The organism is Lysinibacillus sp. NPDC096382 (genome assembly GCF_044762845.1).
GTDB lineage: Bacteria > Bacillota > Bacilli > Bacillales_A > Planococcaceae > Lysinibacillus.
The window spans coordinates 19660-39900 of sequence record NZ_JBIWFC010000004.1 but is presented as its reverse complement, the minus strand read 5'-3'; the positions used below and the strand labels follow the sequence as shown (position 1 = coordinate 39900).

The window sequence follows — 20241 nt, the reverse complement described above, 5'->3', positions numbered from 1 at the left end:
CCACAGCTTTAATATAACTTTATTTCAATGTCCATAAGTTGAAAAATAAAGTGTTTCTATCATTTTCACAACTCCGAATAATTCCATTTTACCTCCTACGTTTTATTCCTTATTGTTTTTGTTCAGACATCGACGGATGGCAATCCCAGGGCGACGGATCGAATTAGCGGCGACGGAAAGGCAGGGCTCACCGACGGAAGTAAGTCTTAGAGCAATAATTTTAAAATAATTTACTATAAGACAAGTGTGACAGAGACTAGAAAAATCTTAACATTTATGCTTTGGATTTTTTTAGACTAATATAACTGATTTTTTGCCGTTTCAACGATTATTCAAAATAATACATTTGCATCTTGATTTCAAAGTAAAGAGGTTTAGAATATTTATCCTATTTTTAACACGTATTCGAGATCAATATAGTTCTAAAGGTAACAACTATAAACATAGGTATTTTAACATAAAATTCAGAAAAAATTATTTCCAATAAGATACAAATATGGTAGAGTTAAAAAAGGTTGGATTAATGTTATTATTTGTGATATTACCTTTTGTTTACCAAAAAAGTGTTTTATAGGAGGTCGAAATGTGTGCTAATAAAGAAAAACATGTTGTAGTTGGTACTGGACCCCTTGGGCTTGCAGTAATGAGAGAGCTTCTAATTAGGGAGAAAGAGGTCATAATGGTTAACCAAAAGAGTTTCATCGAACTTCCTAAGGACGTAATTTTAATCCATGCGAATGTTTCAAACTTTGAAGAGTCAGCTAATGCATTTAAGGGAGCAACAGTTGTATATCATTGTGCCAAACCTGATTATACTAAGTGGCCAGAGCAATTTCCGAATTTAAACAAAGGGATTATTTATGGAACAAGTCAAGCAGGGGCTAAGTTGATTTATGCAGATAACCTTTTTATGTATGGTTCTTCTAAACAGCCGTACAATGAATCGTCATTAAATCTTGCGAGTGATCGGAAGGGGTTAGTTAGAGCTCAAATGGCTGAAGAAGTATTAGAAGCTCATTATAGTGGTACGATACGGGCCGCTATTGGAAGAGGACCTGATTTTTATGGTCCAAATGTTTTACATTCAATCCTAGGTGAAAGGGTATTTAAGTCTGCGTTACGAGGAAAAGCAGCTAAAGTAATTGGGTGTATAGATGTTCCCCATACACATATTTATATAAATGATTTCGCTAGAGGACTTGTAACTTTAGCAGAGAATGAAGAATCACTTGGAGAAATATGGCACATCCCGAGTGATACGACAGTCACTACTAAAGAGCTAATTCAACTAGTTTATAAAGAAATACAGAAAACATTGAAAGTACAATGTGCTCCGAAACAAATATTCCGATTAATGGCCTTGTTTAATCCTTATATGCGTGAAATGAAAGAGATTTATTATGTTTATAATCAACCATATATCGTTGATCATAGTAAGTATGAGCGTACATTTGGTCTAGAGGTTACACCGCATGCAAAAGCTATAAAAGAAACGTTGGATTGGTATCGAAATAACCTCTATTAAGAAAGTAATTTACGGAAGACTTATCTAATTCTGTGAAGGTTTGATTTACATTCTTTATACGTAGTTAAGGAAGTACAAAGAAACAATACATTGCTACTTTAAACGCAAGATAAAAAAACTTCTTTTCAAAAACATAAAACTACTATAAGCGAGGGAATATGATGACATTAAAAGATAATTTAACAGAACCAATTGCGGTAATAGGTATTGGATGCCGTTTCCCAGGAGGTGTAAACTCACCAGAATCTTTCTGGGAGTTATTAAGTAATGAAGTGGACGCTATAACTGAAATTCCAAGTGATAGATGGAGCATATCAAACTTCTATAGTTCTAATAAAGTAAATCAAGGAAAATCAAATTCTATGTGGGGTGGATTTTTAGACAATGTAGATCAATTTGATGCCTCTTTCTTTGGCATATCTCCTAGGGAAGCAGCTTTATTAGATCCACAACAACGTTTGCTTCTAGAAGTTTGTTGGGAGGCTATGGAAAATTCAGGTCAAATGCAGGAACGTTTAGCAGGTACAAATGTGGGTGTTTTCATGGGTGCTTTCACTTTAGATTATAAATTATTGCAATTTTCGGAATCTAACAGACATTTAGTAGATGCACACTCAGCTACAGGCGCGATGATGACGTTATTGGCAAACCGAATTTCTTACACATATGATTTCCGTGGGCCAAGTATTACGGTTGATACAGCATGTTCTTCATCCCTTGTTGCGTTACATTTAGCTTGTCAAAGTATAAGGAATGGGGAAAGTACAATGGCACTCGCGGGCGGTGTCAATGTAATGATTAAGCCAGAATATTTTATTGCTGAATCTAAAGCAGGGATGTTATCAGCTGATGGGAGATCTAAAGCATTTGATTCTTCTGCTAATGGTTATGTACGTGGCGAAGGAGCAGGAGTTGTATTATTAAAACCACTTTCTCAAGCAATTAAGGATAATGACCCTATCCATGCAATTATTAGAGGTAGTGGGGTTAATCAAGATGGTAATTCCCAAGGTATTACTGTGCCAAGAGCAGAAGCACAAAAACAATTATTATGTGACGTTTATGAAAAGAGTGGTATTAAACCTAATCAGGTACAGTACGTAGAAGCTCATGGAACAGGAACGCCGGTTGGAGATCCTATAGAAGCTAATTCATTAGGAAGTATTTTGGGGGCTGATAGAATTCCTGAGGACAAATGTTATATCGGATCAGTTAAGACTAACATTGGGCATACGGAAGCTGCAGCTGGTGTAGCGGGATTAATTAAAACAATTCTTTGTTTGAAGAACCGTCAAATACCGGCTCATCTCCACCTTAAGAATGCCAACCCTGATATCGATTTTGAAAAGCTTAATATTAAAGTTCCAACAAAATTAACTGCTTGGCCAGAAACTGACGTAGCAATTGCTAGTGTTAATTCATTTGGATTCGGTGGAACAAATGCCCATGTGGTATTACAAGAATATGTACCTAATGAGACTATTCAGGACATAGACAAAACAGAGGATCTCCAAACAATAGTTTTATCTGCACGGAATACTCAGGCATTAAAAGACTATGCTAAAGATTTCAAAAGAGCTATTTCTAATAATAAATACTCATTACGTGATATTGGGTATAACGCTATTACAAGACGTAGCCATCATAGTCATCGATTAGCTATAACTACAAATTCTGTGGATGAATTAATTGAGAAATTAGATGTATTCCTGGAAGATGGGAAAGAAGCCGGTATTGTCTCAGGAGTCGCTGATAATAAAAAATCACCTTTAAGTTTAGTATTCACTGGAATGGGGCCTCAATGGTGGGCAATGGGTAGAGAACTTCTTCAAAAAGATGATGTGTTCCGTAAAGCTGTAGAGCAATGCGACGAAATATTTAAACGTCTTTCAGGATGGTCAATAATTGAAGCTATGCTAGCTGATGAACTATCATCCAAAATGGAGGAAACTGAAGTTGCGCAGCCAGCTAATTTTATGCTACAAGTTGGTTTGGTTGAATTATGGAAATCTTGGGGAATAACACCTGATGCTATTGTAGGACATAGTGCTGGAGAAGTTGCAGCAGCTTATTGTGCTGGTGTTTACAGTTTAGAAGATGCAGTGAAGGTAATATACCATCGAAGTAATTTACAACAACGTACTACTGGATTAGGTCAGATGGTAGCGGTAGGATTATCTTTTGAAGAAGCTAGAATTGAAATTCTAGATCTTGATCATATATCTATAGCTGCTATTAATAGTCCTAATGCTGTAACGCTTGCTGGGGCTCCTGAATCCCTTGATATACTTATTGAATCACTCGAAAAGAAAAAAATATTTTATAAATACCTAAATGTTAAAGTTCCATATCATAGTCATTATATGGATCCTTTAAAAGAAGATATTTTAAATGCTCTTAAAGATATTAAAGTTCATAAACCACACACGCCAATCTATTCTACTGTAACTGGCAAGTTAATGAGTAATGACGACTTTAACGCCTACTATTGGTGGAAAAACGTAAGAGATTCAGTACTTTTTGCAGCAGCAGCGAATAATATGATTGAAGATGGTTTCTATAATTTTATAGAAGTAGGCCCACATCCTGTTTTAGCTAATTCTATTTCAGAATGCTTGTCACTTCATAACGTTCAAGGGCTAATAATCCCTTCTTTACGTCGCAAAGCCGTAGATAAGGAGGTATTATTCGGATCTCTTGGTGCCTTATATACAAAAGGGTATGCTATTAATTGGGATAACATACACAAAAAGGCGGATAATACGATCTGTTTCCCTACTTACCCTTGGCAGAGAGAACGTTATTGGCAAGAGTCTTTAATATCCGAACAAGAGCGACTGGGAACACATGTCCATTCATTACTAGGAAAAAAATTAAATACACCTGAGCCTACTTGGGAAAATGATTTAGATTTGAATCGCCTTCCTTATTTATGCGACCATCAAATTCAGGGTGCATATGTATATCCTGGGGCGGCATATGTTGAAATGATGTTAGCAGCATCAAAAGAATTATTTGGGGCTACTGGTTTCGTCTGTGGTGAAAGTGTTAAATTTAATAAAGCCTTGTTTTTAACATTAGGAGAGTCTGTAAAATTAAGACTGGTTTATTCAGTGGAAAACTCAACAGTTTCTATTTATAGTCAGCCTACGGGAGTAAGTCAGGACTGGACATTACATGCTGAAGGGCAGATAAGACCGAACGTTAGTCTTAAATCTCAAAACAAAGAACTTCAAGTCTTAAAACAACGTTGTACTTTACAACTTTCCCGGGAACAATGTTATTTGCAATTCCGTAAATTCGGTCTTGAGTATGGGGAAACTTTCCAGGGAATTGAGACACTATGGCAAGGTGAGCAAGAAGCATTGGCGAAGATAAGTTTACACGAAATAATTGAAGCTCAATTGGATAAGTATGAAATACATCCTTCTATCTTGGATTTATGTTTCCAAGTACTTGCTGCTGCATTGCCATTCCAAGAGGACGAAGAGAATACGACAGTTTATATGCCTGTAGGTGTAGCAAAGGGAGCTCTACATCAAAAAGTTCGCTTAAATACAGATTTGTGGATTCATGCTTCTATTTTGAACAAAACAGAAACATCATTAGAGGGAGATATACACCTTTTTGATTCTGAAGGAAATATCATTATGGAAATTTTAGGATGTAATGCAGTGTCATTAAAGGATACTACATCATCTAACAAATCTTTAGGAACACAAGATATATATGAATTGCAATGGCATACTCAAGTAAGAAAAGAAGCTAATGAATATTCTCCTGTAAAAAATGTTTCTGACAAAGGATATTGGATCATTTTCGAAGACGAACGAAAAATAGGACATTCTGTTGCGGAAAAGCTAATTAAGGTAGGAGAGCACTGTTATTCTGTGCACCCAGGAGTTAAATACGAAAAAACAAATAATATATTTACTATAAACCCTTCAAATTCTGAAGATTTCGTTCTATTAATGGATGATATACTTTCTGATTCCACTCAATGTCGAGGAATTATTTATGGTTGGGCACTCGACAATAAAGTAACAGATATTTTAAACACAAATGGCTTGAATAGAGTGGAAGAATTGGGTTGTGTTGGTTTGCTTCACCTTGTTCAATCTATTGTTCACAAGCAGCTTCCAGATAATGTTCGATTATGGGTTGCAACAACTGGAGCACAGCAAGTAGGTACGGAAATTGGTTTGAATAATGTAGCTCAATCAGCTGTATGGGGGCTAGCTAAAGCAATTGGGCATCAGGAACATATGAATTTATGGGGAGGAATTATAGATTTAGATGATTCCTTATCAGTTGAGAAAAATAGTAATCTCTTATTTGAAGAGATTTGGAATACAGATGGAGAAGATCATGTTGCCTTTAGACAAGGGGAACGTTTTGTTGTTCGGTTAGAAGAGGATGTTCAACTTAATAAGCCACTTCCAATTGTATTCAGACCAGATGCAAGTTACTTAATTACTGGTGGTTTTGGTGGTTTAGGATTATTAACGGCTCGCTGGATGATTAAAAAAGGAGCTAGGCATTTAATTTTAATGGGCCGTGGAAAATTCCACAATCGTTTAGATTGGGATAAAGTAGATATAGATAGTGTAGAAGGGAAGCGTATTACAGCTATAAAAGAGCTAGAGTCGATGGGAGCTACTATCCATATAGCTACTGCCGATGTATGTAATAAGAGCGAAATAGAGAAATCTCTGCTTCAATATTCTGAAGCTGGGTGGCCAGAAATCCGTGGAGTAATCCATACAGCCGGGGTAGCTCGACCACAATTATTATATCAAATGAATCAGCAAGAATTTACCGATGTTCTTCGTCCAAAAATGATTGGCGGATGGAACTTACATGAACATTTTGAAAACCAATTACTAGATTTCTTTGTTCTATTTTCATCCATTGCATCTGTTGTAGTTATGAGTGGACAGGCTAATTATTCAGCGGGCAATGCATTTTTAGATGGATTGGCACACTATCGAAGATCTCGAGGAATGCATGGATTAAGTATTAACTGGGGGCCATGGCTAGAATCTGGGATGGCTACACAGCTTGATTTGCTAAATTACTTTGATAATCGCGGTTTATATTCGATGACAAATAATCAAGGGCTTGAGGCACTTAACCAATTATTATGTCAGAATAGAGCGCAATTCAGTGTAGTAGGAGCAGATTGGCCAAAAGTAGCCGATAAAAACTATCCTCTTGGAAATGTACCTCCTATCATTGCCGAACTTGTTAATAAACATAGAGAATTACAAAGTCACACGGATAACTCAGAAGATAATTCGCTAGACTTTTTGAATAGTTTATTACAATTAAAGGATCGTAAAGAACAGCTATCACAACTTGAAGCACACATTATGGAATTGTCTTGTGCCGTGTTGCGTTTAAATCGTACACAGATAGAAGTAAATGTACCACTTAACGCTTTTGGTTTAGATTCCATGATGGCAATGGAGTTGAAAAATACAATTGAAGCAAGTCTTCAGGTTACTATTGCAGTTGTAGATTTATTACGTGGGGTAACTTCACAAGAGTTATCAATGAATATTATGGAAATGCTAGATAAAAAGCACAACTTAATCCAAGATGAAGAAGTAGGACAGATTATTTCGGATTTAGGAGAACTTTCAGAAGACAAAATAAACGATATTATTAGTTTAGTTGCAGCTGGGAGGGATCAAGTTGAATAAGTATCTTGATCAGATTGGAACACTTACAGATGAACAGAAAGCTTTGCTGGTCAATCAACTTAAGTCAAAGTTAATTGGCCGAGAAATCCCTAAAACTGAAAACCATACATTATCTTTTCCTCAGAAAAGATTATGGTTTTTAAGTCAATTAGATCCTGAAAGCTCTGCTTACAATATTCCTTCTGCTTTTCTGTTATTGGGAGAGCTTGATATTGATGTTTTGCAAACTTGTTTCAAAGAAGTAGCTAATAGACACGAAACACTTCGTACAAGTATTGTTGAAGATATAGACGGTGAACCTATAAGAAAAATAACGTCCGAATCTTCAGCGATGATGGAATTTTTAGATTTAAGAGAATTGCCTAAAGACGTACAACGTCAAGAGCGGAATAGAATCGTCAATGAGGAAATTCAAAAACCATTTAATTTAAAAAATGACTCTTCTTTATGGAGAGTCGTTTTACTTCAATTGAATGATGATGAACACTACCTAGTAGTTACAATGCATCATATTATCTTTGATGGGTGGTCTGTTACAGTATTATTACAAGAGCTTAGTGAGTTATATGGAGCTTTTATCAACAACACACCTTCTAAATTAATGAATCTTACAACACAATATTCTGACTACGTGTCATGGCAACAGAAGCATTTGACTGATGAACTTTTTCAAGAACAGCTAACATATTGGAAAACAGCCCTCGAAGGCTCTCCGCCTGTTTTAGAACTACCGACGACATACTTACGTCCGGCAATACAAACTTTTAAGGGATCCTCATATGTTTTTGAGTTATCAAAAGCAACAAGTGATAATTTGAAAAAATTATGTAATTCTGAAGAGTCGACAGCTTTTATGGCAATGCTTACAGTGTTTTATACCTTGTTATATCGTTACACTGGACAAGATGACATTATTGTTGGTGTTCCTATCTCAGGAAGAAACCGAAATGAATTCCAAAAGTTAATAGGTGTATTTGTTAATACTTTGCCTCTTCGTGTAAGGTTGTCTAGAAATGTAAGCTTTAAAAATTTACTTAAGCAGGTGAAGGAAGCTTCTTTAGAAGCTTTCTCTCACCAAGATGTTCCATTTGAGACAATTGTTCAGAATGTAGCTCCTGAAAGAAGCTCAAGTCTTAACCCGCTTTTTCAGGTTTTATTCACATATCAAAATGCGGTTCCAAATTATCGACTTAATAATGTATTGATGAATTATCAACCTATAGATGGTGGTACAGCAAAGTTCGATTTGTCTCTTGATATTTTAGATGGCGGAGATATTTATCCACAGAAGTGCATTTTGGAGTATAATACCGATCTATTTGATAGTACCTTTATTTACAAAATGGCAGAGCACTTCCAGATTCTACTAGAAAAAATTCTGTCTGAACCTGATAAGCCAATTGGTGAAATAAATTATTTGACAACCGAGGAATTGAATCAATTAAAGTTATGGAATGGAAATATAATTGATTTCCCTAAAGATGAAAACGTATGTACATGGTTTGAAAAACAAGTTGAGAGAAATCCAGATGCAATAGCCATCGTTTTCAAATATGATTCCATGACCTATAGGGAGCTTAATGTAAAAGCGAATCAACTTGCATCTTTGATTTTGAAACAAAAGGAAGTGGAGGATTCAATTATTGGGATATGTTTGCCTAAATCAATGGATTTAGTTATATCCGTTTTAGGGGTATTAAAAACAGGCCTAGCTTATCTACCAATGGATTCTTCATATCCAAGCGATCGACTACATTACATGCTCAAAGATTCCAAGGTAGCTACTATTATCACTAATAAAGTGCTTAATAGTTCACTCTTAGCTGAATCGAGCCTAAATACTATTGTTGTTGACGATACACAGATAAAAGAGAAGTTAAATCAAGAAAGTTCTACAAATAAGCCAATTAAGATTACTCCGGATAGTTTGGCTTATATCATCTACACATCCGGTTCTACAGGTCTTCCGAAAGGGACTATGGTTAGCCACAATAATTTGGTGCACACTTTTAATGGCTGGGAACATGAATATCAGTTAATGAATAATACTTCAGCCCATTTACAAATGGCCAGCTTTTCATTTGACGTATGCGTTGGTGACATTGTTCGTGCGCTATGCTCTGGCTCAAAATTAGTGTTATGTCCAGAAGATGTTTTATTAGACCCGGAACAACTATATCAACTTTTATTTCATGAAAAAATTGATTGTGCGGAGTTCGTCCCTGCAATTATTCGCAGTTTGTTACAGTACTTAGAAGATAGTCAACAAAAATTAGATTTTATGAAGTTAGTTATTGTCGGCTCAGATAGTTGGAAAATAGAGGAGTATCAGAAACTTTGTAATTATTGTGGGGCACAAACAAGGGTTATTAACTCTTACGGCCTAACAGAAGCAACAATTGATAGTTCTTACTTCGAGTGTGCTAATAATCAATTACAATCCAACGATTCATTGCCTATCGGTAAACCATTTCCTAATACCCAGCTACTGATCTTAGATGAATACCGTCAGGTAGTTCCAGTTGGCATTCCAGGTGAATTATACATCTCAGGTGATGGAGTTGCTCAAGGCTATCTTTATAAAAAAGAGCTAACTTCTGAAAGATTTATATTATTACCTGATGAATCAGGAACGATGAAAAGGGCATATAAAACAGGTGACTTAGCTAAATATTTACCAGATGGGAATATTGAATTAATTGGACGTTCAGACTTTCAAATAAAGATACGTGGATACCGAATCGAATTAAATGAAATTGAGAACAACATACTCCAGTATCCGGGGATTACTCAAAGTATTGTAGTTGTCAGAACCGGTAATTCCGAATTGCAGAGCTTAGTAGCTTATATCATTTGTCAGAAAAATAGTGCAGTTTCTATTCGGGATTTAAAAAGTTATTTAAATACGAAACTACCCGATTATATGGTTCCATCCTATATTGTTTTGCTAGACGCATTTCCATTAACCAATAATGGCAAGATTGATCGGAAGCAACTACCAGAACCAGATATTACTGAATGGAATATGCTTAATGAATACACACCAGCCAGAACGCTTACAGAAGAAATCTTAGTGGATATATGGAAAGAAGTATTTGGTGTTTCTAGAATTAGTGTGAATGATGATTTTTTCCAAATAGGGGGCTACTCTTTACTTGCCATGAAAATAACGGCTCAAGTAAGGAAGATTTTTAAGATTGAATTCTCGTTGCAAACTTTATTCAACTTTACAACTATTTCAAGATTGGCTATTGAAATTGATAACCTAAAAGGGAAAAATCAAGAGTACTTTGATGATAAGCAGCTACTTCCAGTTATTATACCTAATCTTCAAGACAGATATGAGCCATTCCCACTTACTGATATCCAACAAGCATACTGGATTGGACGTAATGATGTATACGAATTAGGTAATGTGGCTACACATAGTTATGATGAATATGAAGCACAATATTTAGATATTAATAAGTTCGAAGAGGCATGGAACTATTTAATAAAAAGACATGATATGTTAAGAACCGTAATAACACCAGACGGCAAACAACAAGTCTATCGAAAAGTACCTTATTATCCACTTACAATAACGGATTTGCGGGGGAAAAATCCTGATGAAGTAGAAAGTGCAGTTAAAGCTACAAGGGTAGAATTATCCCATCAAGTACTAGATATTTATAAGTGGCCAGTGTTTGATATAAGAATTACTCTACTTGAGGATCAAAAATCACTTATCCATTTTAGTTCAGATGCATTAATGTGGGATGTATGGAGCTTTGTTATTTTAATGAGGGAGCTCGTAACAATTTATCAAGGAAAAGAAAATGAGCTAGCACCATTGGAAATCTCTTTTAGAGACTACGTTATGGCAATTGAAGAATTCAAAAAAACAGATAAGTATAATAATGCTCTTGACTATTGGAAAAAGCGTGTTGATTCTTTACCTATGGCACCAGAGCTTCCTCTATCAAAAAGTCCGAAAGAATTAAGAAATCCACAATTTGTACGTCTTCACGAGAGTTTAGATTTCCAGTCATGGAAAAGATTGAAATCAAAAGCAATGAAAACGGGAATTACTACTACAGGTATTTTGTTAGCTGCATTTACAGAGGTCCTTAGATACTGGAGTAATAGCCCTGATTTTTCACTTAATCTAACATTCTTAAATCGAAATGCTGCACATCCTCAAGTAAATGATATTGTAGGAGAGTTTACATCAGTTAATTTATTGGCAGTATCGAATTCGAATGAATGCTCATTTATTGAGCGCGCAAGGAAGATCCAAGCTGATTTATGGAGTGACCTTGAAAATCATTATATTAGTGGTGTTCAAGTGCTTCGTGAAATGACAACGAAAAAAGGAGGCGCCTTTGAAGCAAAGATGCCTGTTGTCTTTACCAGTGCGTTAGTTGTTCCAATACCGGAGGAAAAAGATGTTCCGTTCCCTATTAAACCTGTGAATGTAAATGGTGTTACACAAACTTCCCAAGTATGGCTAGATTGCGGTGTTTGGGATGATCGTAACGGACTTTATTGTAATTGGGATGTAGTTGAGGAAATTTATCCCCCAAGCTTTATTCGTAGTATGTTTTCAACATTTTGGTCGTTAGTTACTCGACTTGCGAATGAGGAAGAGATTTGGAATCAGCAAGTTATTCCATTAATTCCTCTAGAACAACTTGAACTAAGAAATGACATTATTTTGAATGAAAACATTGAGTCGGCGGATCTTTTACATTCACTATTTAATCAAAAAGCGAAGAGTCAACCTGATTCTCCTGCGATTATCAGCAGACATAAAACAATGACATATGATGAAGTTTATAAATGGTCCAATAAAATAGGTAGATTTTTAAAGTATAAAGGAACTCAACCAAATCAATTAATAGCTATCTTTATGGAAAAAGGGTGGGAACAAGTTGTCAGTGTACTTGGTATTTTACAATCTGGTTCAGCATACTTACCTATTGATCCAGCACTTCCGAATGAACGTATTCTATATCTTCTGCGTTCTACGGGTGTAAAAATTATTCTTACCCAATCAGGAATGAAATCTCAAATAAAATTACCAGAAGAGATATCTATTTACGAAGTAAATGAGCAATTTTTGTCAGATTGGTCTGACGAACCGTTGCCATTTGTTCAAAGTCCCGATGATTTAGCCTATGTAATATTTACTTCTGGTTCCACAGGTGATCCAAAAGGAGTGATGATTACTCATTCTGGTGCAGTAAATACCATTATTGATATAAACAGCAAGTTTAATGTAACGGAGAAAGATCGTGTGATTGCACTATCAGCCTTACATTTTGACCTATCAGTCTACGATATATTCGGAAGTCTTGCCGCAGGTGCTAGTATTGTTATACCTGATGCAGATGAAGGGCTTAATCCAAAGCATTTGGAATGGCTTTTGAGCACTGAGAAAGTTACAGTGTGGAATTCAGTTCCTGCTTTAATGGAGATGTTTATGAATCATTTATCACAGAAAAATGGATATGCTGACAACCTTAGACTAGTTATGCTGAGCGGGGATTGGATAGCAGTTTCGTTGCCAGAACTTATTCGTTCGTATTCATCTACAGAATTAATTATAAGTTTAGGAGGTGCAACTGAGGCTTCTATTTGGTCTATTTTCTACCCTATTGAAAATTTGCAAGCTAGTAGTAAAAGTGTACCCTACGGAAAAGCGCTTTCCAAACAAAAAATGCTTGTCTTAAATGAGTCACTAGAACCTTGCCCTGATTGGGTTACAGGACAAATTTATATAGGTGGTATAGGATTGTCTACTGGATATTGGAAAGACCAAATCCGAACAAATGAGAGTTTTATCTATCATCCTAAGACGAAAGAACGTTTATACCGAACAGGAGATTTGGGTAGGTATTTACCAGATGGCAACATTGAATTTATAGGTAGAGAAGACTTTCAAATAAAAATTAATGGATATCGTATTGAAATAGGTGAAATTGAATATATGTTACTTCAACATCCTGCGATAAAAGATGTAGTTGTTACTGTTGCTGACGAAGGAACAACTAAAAGACTTATGGCTTTTTATATACAGGCTCATGGAGAAACTGTCGAGAGTAGAAATTTACGAACATTTCTAATTCAAAAATTACCCGAATATATGATTCCAAAAAATTATATAAAAGTTGATAAATTCCCTTTAACTTCAAATATGAAAGTAGATCGTCAACTTCTAATAAGAAATGTAGATGTAGAGAGCTTAACAATTAATTGTTACGAAAAACCTCGGACTGTAGTAGAAAAAAAAATAGCTGAAATATGGTCTAGTTTACTTGCATTGGATGAAATAGGCGTACACGATAGCTTTTATGAACTTGGAGGAGATTCTTTGCAATCAATGAAAATGATTGAGGAAATCCGAGATACTTATCAAATCAATTTCCCTTTAAGGGCGTTATTACAAATCAGTACAATTGAAGAGATGGCCACTTATATTGAAGAGCAATTGGAAATAGAAAACAATTCGGTTAAAGCAAGGTCGTCTGAAGGGAATGTTAAAAATGAATCAGTTAACTCTCATTAAGTACAATCCATGGATCGTTACTTTTAAAGCTGTAAAGGCACCACGTCTACGCCTTTTTTGTTTCCCTTTCGCTGGGGGGAATGCCCTAACATATAAAGATTGGGGTGACTATTTACCTGAAGATGTTGAGGTATGCTGTATTCAATTACCTGGTAGAGGGAATCGATTGATCGAGAAGCCAATTTCTAATCTTCCGAATCTTTTAGAAGCACTCGAAGAAGCATTTTTGCCGTTTATAGATGATGTTCCTTTTGTATTTTTTGGACATAGTATGGGCGCATTAATAGCCTTTGAGTTCACCCGTCATTTGGAGAAGCGTCATGGTGTTCGTCCAGATTGTTTATTTGTCTCTGCTCACAGGGCACCACATTTACCACGGAAATCTTCAACTTTTTATCATACTCTACCAGATAATGAACTTTTAGAAAGGGTGAAGAGTCTAAATGGAACACCAGATTGGTTCTTTGAAGAGCAAGAGCTTGTTCAACTCTCTTTACCTATGATAAAAGCTGATTTAGAAATATGTGAGTGCTATGTTTATGAACAAGGGCCGTCTCTGAAAATTCCTATCATTGCGTTTGGCGGAACACGAGATAAAGAAGTGAGTGAAGAGAGTATTTTGCAGTGGGAAAAAATTACAAATTCATCCTTTCAAATGTTTTTGTTACCAGGGAATCATTTCTTTTTAAATAGCTCGCAGGATCGTCTTCTTTCTGAGATATATAAATATATACGTACCATATAAAGTCGTGTATAAATGGATAATCCCTGTTAACAGGATTTTAAAGAGCTTCGAAAATGTGTATACAATAGAGGGAAACATGGATTCTATATGGGTTCTAAACAACTTTTCTATCAAAAAGTGAGGGATATTTTTGAGTGATAATGAAAAATATGAACGTTCGATAAAGAGGGTTCGAGCATTGAAGAGTTTTTATATCCACTTATTTGTATATATAATTGTTAATTTAGGATTGATAATTATTAACTTATTCTCTTCACCGGGAAGCTTATGGTTTATTTATACTTTACTAGGGTGGGGAATCGGAATTGTAGCACATGGTATTTCAGTATTTAGTAGAGGCACGTTTTTGGGGGAAGAATGGGAGAAGAAGCAGTTAGAAAAATATATGAATAAAAAATAAATTTAACTTTAATAATAAATAATTTCGATTTACCTGAGACGTTTCAAAAGCTCAATGTTTTTGAAACGTTTTTTCTTCTATTTAGATGCATGAAAATGATTTGTTGAATAGTTATCTCGGTAATTTGGACTGGAATTCCACCAATTCGAAGTGTTAAGTGCTTGATGTATCTAAGAGGCAAAAACTTAAATATGCAACTTATTAAAGAAAATAAACATCTTGTAGTTAATTTAATACATTTCATTTAGATTTTTAATTTTATGGAAAATTAGGTGGTATTATTATTTATAGTGGCATGGAGGTCTAGATGAAAATAAAGATAAATATCGAAAAGCAATATGATGAAATAGAAGTACACATTTATGCAAATGAATATAACGCTGAAATTGAACAGTTGATGAAACAATTAAAAAAGAATGAAGTTAATGTCATTGATGGGTATAGGGATAATGAAATTCACATGTTAAAAACAAATGATATTCACTGTATCTATGCAGAAGGTATAAAAGTTTTTTTTCAAACTGAAGAAGAAGAATTTGACTCAAAGCGGAGAATTTATGAATTGGAACAATTACTTGGCGACAAATTTGTGCGTGTCAATAAATCAACTCTTGTTAATATTTCCAAAATTACCTCTATACAATTAGGGCCACTTGGATCAACACAACTATTTTTAGAAAATGAGATTTCCGTTGTTGTGAGTCGAAATTATTTAAAGAAACTAAAACAAGCACTCGGTATTGGGAGGAATTAACAATAAAAATTTTACAAAATGGGATAATTGGACTTCTTATTGGATTAAGCACGTCCTATGTAATAATAACACTGGGTAGTGTTGCTAACCCAGGTAGTTTAATTAGTGGTCAAGATCTATTAAGAGAGCTATTGACTGCAGCAATTATGGGTATTTTAATTGGCATTGCAACACTTATATTTGAAACGGGAATTGTGTCTTTCAATGTCCAATTAACACTTCATTTCTGTTTTGTTACTATTTGTGTCTTCGTCGCAGGACTTGTCGGCTCTTGGTTTGAATTATCAAAATGGCATACCATCTGGCCTGTTTTTTTAATTGAAGCCATCGCCTATATCATTATTTGGATTCTATTATGGCTACTAACAAAGCGTGAAGTAGATGAAATTAATAACTTATTACAAAATAGAAAGAGAGGTTAGTTAAATGGAATTAGTAATTGACGTGAAAAATTTAGGTAAGAAATACGGTTCATATGAAGCAGTGAAGGGAATTTCGTTTGAGGTAAAGAAGGGTGCATTATTTGCATTTTTAGGGACAAATGGTGCTGGAAAATCTACATCTATTGAAATGTTGTGTACATTGTTGGAAAAAACTTCAGGAGATGTGAAAATTAATGGTGTGACTCTAGGTAGTCGAACAAATAATTATTTAATTCGAAAAGCAATTGGGGTTGTTTTTCAGCAAAGCATTTTGGACGCACGTCTAACAGTGAAAGAAAATATCTTACATCGAGGTAACATATATAACTTGACAAAAAAAGAATTACAAGAAAACTGGGGATTTGTGAATCGCTATTTACATTTAGAAGATATTGCGAAGAAAAAATATGGGACATTATCTGGCGGTCAAAAGCGACGTGCAGATATTGCAAGAGCAATTATTCATAAACCAACTATTTTATTTTTAGATGAACCCACAACAGGCCTTGATCCACAAACACGCGTCTTTGTTTGGGATGCAATTAAAAAACTACAAGAAGAAACGAATATGACAATTTTTTTGACTACTCATTATATGGAAGAAGCTGCTGTAGCAGATGAAATAGTGGTAATGAAGGAAGGAAAAATCGTGTCTAAAGGTACACCAAATACATTAAAAGAGCAATATACATATGATGAATTATTTGTCTTTTTTAATAACGGTGTAGATGGTTCATTATTACTAACGCAAAACAATCTTAATTTTGAAGAGAAAAATGGCGAGTACCGCGTGCGTGTTCAATCTACCATTCATGCACTTGATATTTTAAAGAAACTTCAGACTTTTATCAGCTCATTTGAAGTAAAGAAAGGTTCGATGGACGATGTATTTATTCGTATCAATGAGGAGGTGCCATTAACATGAACACAATGTTGAATTTGGTTAATAGGCATAATAAAGTATTTCGACGTGATCGTATGCTTGTGTTTTTTTCAATCTTATCAGTGATTATTGTTATCATGCTGTATGCGATTTTTATTCAAAAAACACAAGTAGATGCTATTGAACAATTAGTACCAGCATCGGATCACTTGAAAACTATGGTGAATGAATGGATGGTTGCAGGCTTACTCTCCATTATTGCTGTAACTACGACGCTAGCAGCTCTAGGTATTTATATAAAGGACTTAGAGACAAAAGTAATGGCTGATTTTTTAACAACTCCTAATGCACGTGCAAAAATTCAATTAAGCTATGTTATCAATTCCTTGCTTATTGGCTTTGTTTTATCGCTTATTGGGTTAATTGCATGTCAATTATTTATTGTGTTCATGGGCGGATCCTGGTTTACGTTTGAAAAAATAGTTCAACTCATTGGGATTATTGTACTTGCGGTTACACTAAGTAGTGTTTTTAACCTATTTCTTACTCTGTTAGTCTCAACACAAAATGCTTTTTCAACCTTAAATACAGTTGTAGGTACCGCTATTGGTTTTTTATGCGGAGTGTATGTGCCACTTGGCGCAGTACCTGATTTTGTACAAAAAATAATCATGGTATTCCCGATTAGTCATACAACAGTTTTGTTTAGAGAAGCTTTGATGCGTGATTCCCTTGATAAAGTTTTTGAAGGAGCACCTGAAGCAGGAAATACTTATGAAATTCAATTTGGTGTCCATTATGAATGGAACGATATGATTTTTTCTCCAATGCATAGTGTAATTTATATTATTGCTTCTATTATTGTTTTTACGCTTATCTCATTATGGCTATATGGCAGAAAAAACAAATAAATATTTACTCAACTTTCGTACACTAAAATATCAAGACATTACTTTCCAAACCTTAGTTAGGACGACCAACTAGCAGCAAATTATAATTACTACTTATTGATGGACTAGAGGTATTTATTGGTTAAATACACATTATAACTTCATTTGCACTAGTGGAAGAACCACATACGTACTTACCGTACGTATGTGGTTCTTTTTGTTAATCAGCATGTTTGTTTCCCTTATAGGAAAAGTGTTTAAAACAAAATTGAATATAAATTACCGTACTTGTAGATGCGTCCAAAAAATGTTAAAACGCCTACTACTGTTTATAAAGTTCATCCTTATGTCATAGTTAGAGTCATTGTATACAAGGTTTTGAACAGCTGAGAGCCAGCTCGAAGGACGATACGATTTTTATGCCGTTTTCCCTGTTTTAGAATAATTTATATAAAAAACGGAAAGGAATATGTGTAAAAATGTTGGAGTTGATAGTGATGGAATTTGATAAAGAGCAAGAAGTTTACTGCTACAGCTGTCGTAAAAAAACTGTATTTACTCGTAAAGATATGCATAATAAAAATGGGGTAGACAGTCACTGTAGTGAATGTTTTGGTATTTGGTTTGAATGGCAAAATCGAGCTGTGGAGAGAGAAATGGAAAAGTGGATTGAATATAATAAACGGCTCATAAATTAGCAGAGTTAATGATAGCAGTTGAATTTAAAACCATTTCAAATCACAATACGTCAACAAGAGGAGCTAAAACTTATAAAAAGCATTATAATATAATAGGAAGAAACTCAATAAAGAGAGATGGATTTTAACATGAACGAACAATTAGAAGATTGGATTACACGTTTTCAAAAGGAGAAAGATATAGAGGCTCTCGCAAACTTAAAAGATTATTGCTACTATATGATTGAACCTTTAATTGAGGAATTTACGGAGAAATACGGTGACGATGCTGGGGAGTTATTACGATTAAAATGGGATAAGCGTTTTTATTTTATTTTTACAAAGTATCAATTAAATGCTGGGCTGCCTTTAGATTCTTTCGTTAAAAATACGTACCGTTTTTATTTTATGCAGGTTTTAAAAAAAGCGGGCTATTGAATTACATATAGGGGAGTGTTTCAAATTTGAACATTGCTCCATAAAAAAATCCTTGGCTCGTATAAAAGCGAGACAAGGATTTTTGTGTTTTATCATGCTCTTTGGCAGGAGAATAACTGCCTATAAAAGCCTAATTGGGGAAGACTAATCTTCAGTAGGGGATGAAGAAACCCGCCTACTGATGAAAGTTTCTCTTTATTGATACATCATATCTTCTGCAAGGTTGGTAAATACCTCACCGATAATGGAGTCTTCATCATAAACGGAAGAACCAGTATTTTCCTCAGGTTGCGCAAATGGAATTTGAGCGAGGATACTTGTCTGAAGCTCATCTGCTAATTTTTCTGCGCCACCTTGACCGAATAAATAGTTCTTTTCACCATTTGAGTTTTCGAAGTAAGCCATGTTTTCAACAACACCAAGAATCGTGTGTTTCGTATGTTGAGCCATCAGACCTGCACGAGAAGCAACATGAGAAGCTGCAAGATGTGGTGTTGTTACGATAATTTCCTGTGCTTGTGGAATCATTGCCGCCATATCAATGGCTACATCTCCTGTACCAGGTGGTAAGTCTATAAGGAGATAATCTAATTCATCCCAATGTGTATTGACAAGGAAATTACGAATCCATTTGTTGAGCATTGGGCCACGCCACATGACAGGTTGGTTTTCGTTTGTGAAAAATCCCATCGACATGATCTTCACACCATGACTTATTACTGGAATAGCTGTTTGGTCAATCATTGTTGGCTTTTGTTGAATCTTCATCATGGCAGGAATACTGAATCCATATATATCGGCGTCTAAAATACCTACACGTTTTCCAAGACGGGCAAGAGCTACTGCTAGGTTAATCGTCACGGTAGATTTTCCGACGCCACCTTTACCACTAGTAACTGCTATAAATTTGACACCTGAATCGGGTAGAAGCATTGTAGGCATACCTTTATCCGTAACATTTTGTGATTTTAAAGAAGTTGTTAGACTACGGCGCTCGTCATCTGTCATAGAACCAAATTTGATGGAGACTTTTGATGCACCGATCGTTGTCAACGCTTCTTCAACATCTTGTTGAATTTTTGCTTTTAAAGGACAACCTGGAATAGTCAAGATAATATCAAGTGAGATATGCGTACCATTGACTTGAATATTACGTACCATATTCAAGTCAACGATGCTTTTATGAAGTTCTGGGTCATCAACTTTCTGCAAAGTTTTTAAAATGTGCTCGTTCGTTAGCATATAAGAAATC

The 20241-nt window shown here is 35.1% G+C and carries 12 protein-coding genes; 11 read left to right on the top strand and 1 reads right to left on the bottom strand.

All coding sequences use genetic code 11. The annotated features are described in order from the left end of the window. Positions 1-583 precede the first annotated feature (583 nt). The 11 genes from ACIQZA_RS08055 to ACIQZA_RS08005 all read left to right on the top strand — a co-directional run bounded on the left by ACIQZA_RS08055 (position 584) and on the right by ACIQZA_RS08005 (position 18989). Entirely contained in the window at positions 584-1525 is a 942-nt protein-coding gene (locus ACIQZA_RS08055) for an NAD-dependent epimerase/dehydratase family protein (RefSeq protein WP_402882988.1), read from the top strand. Positions 1526-1683: 158 nt separating this feature from the next. Beyond that, positions 1684-7230: a type I polyketide synthase gene (locus ACIQZA_RS08050; protein ID WP_402882986.1), complete on the top strand. Its 5547-nt coding sequence runs from the start codon at positions 1684-1686 to the stop codon at positions 7228-7230. Beyond that, entirely contained in the window at positions 7223-13780 is a 6558-nt protein-coding gene (locus tag ACIQZA_RS08045) for an amino acid adenylation domain-containing protein (protein ID WP_402882983.1), read from the top strand. The genes ACIQZA_RS08050 and ACIQZA_RS08045 overlap by 8 nt, the downstream gene beginning before the upstream one ends. Next, positions 13758-14525: a thioesterase II family protein gene (locus tag ACIQZA_RS08040; RefSeq protein ID WP_402882980.1), complete on the top strand. Its 768-nt coding sequence runs from the start codon at positions 13758-13760 to the stop codon at positions 14523-14525. Before ACIQZA_RS08045 ends, ACIQZA_RS08040 begins: the two co-directional genes overlap by 23 nt. A 130-nt stretch (positions 14526-14655) precedes the next feature. Further along, positions 14656-14925, top strand: coding sequence for a 2TM domain-containing protein (locus ACIQZA_RS08035; RefSeq protein WP_400932806.1), 270 nt, complete (start codon positions 14656-14658; stop codon positions 14923-14925). A 307-nt stretch (positions 14926-15232) separates the two neighbouring features. Continuing rightward, positions 15233-15679: a LytTR family DNA-binding domain-containing protein gene (locus ACIQZA_RS08030; protein WP_142509079.1), complete on the top strand. Its 447-nt coding sequence runs from the start codon at positions 15233-15235 to the stop codon at positions 15677-15679. 2 nt (positions 15680-15681) lie between these two features. Then, positions 15682-16101: a DUF3021 domain-containing protein gene (locus tag ACIQZA_RS08025; protein ID WP_142509078.1), complete on the top strand. Its 420-nt coding sequence runs from the start codon at positions 15682-15684 to the stop codon at positions 16099-16101. Positions 16102-16105: 4 nt separating this feature from the next. Continuing rightward, positions 16106-17026: an ABC transporter ATP-binding protein gene (locus tag ACIQZA_RS08020; RefSeq protein WP_400932809.1), complete on the top strand. Its 921-nt coding sequence runs from the start codon at positions 16106-16108 to the stop codon at positions 17024-17026. Next, the gene (locus tag ACIQZA_RS08015; RefSeq protein WP_400932811.1) at positions 17023-17895 is read left to right on the top strand and encodes an ABC transporter permease; all 873 of its coding nucleotides are present in this window, start codon (positions 17023-17025) and stop codon (positions 17893-17895) included. Before ACIQZA_RS08020 ends, ACIQZA_RS08015 begins: the two co-directional genes overlap by 4 nt. Before the next feature lie 476 nt (positions 17896-18371). After that, positions 18372-18572 carry a hypothetical protein gene (locus ACIQZA_RS08010; RefSeq protein ID WP_402882978.1) on the top strand — a complete coding sequence of 67 codons (201 nt, stop codon included), beginning with the start codon at positions 18372-18374 and terminating at the stop codon, positions 18570-18572. A 129-nt stretch (positions 18573-18701) separates the two neighbouring features. Beyond that, positions 18702-18989, top strand: coding sequence for a hypothetical protein (locus ACIQZA_RS08005; RefSeq protein WP_402882975.1), 288 nt, complete (start codon positions 18702-18704; stop codon positions 18987-18989). A 195-nt stretch (positions 18990-19184) separates the two neighbouring features. On the opposite strand, the gene ACIQZA_RS08000 is transcribed toward ACIQZA_RS08005, so the two are convergent. Continuing rightward, positions 19185-20231 carry an Mrp/NBP35 family ATP-binding protein gene (locus tag ACIQZA_RS08000; RefSeq protein WP_400932816.1) on the bottom strand — a complete coding sequence of 349 codons (1047 nt, stop codon included), beginning with the start codon at positions 20229-20231 and terminating at the stop codon, positions 19185-19187. Between the last annotated feature and the right edge of the window lie 10 nt (positions 20232-20241).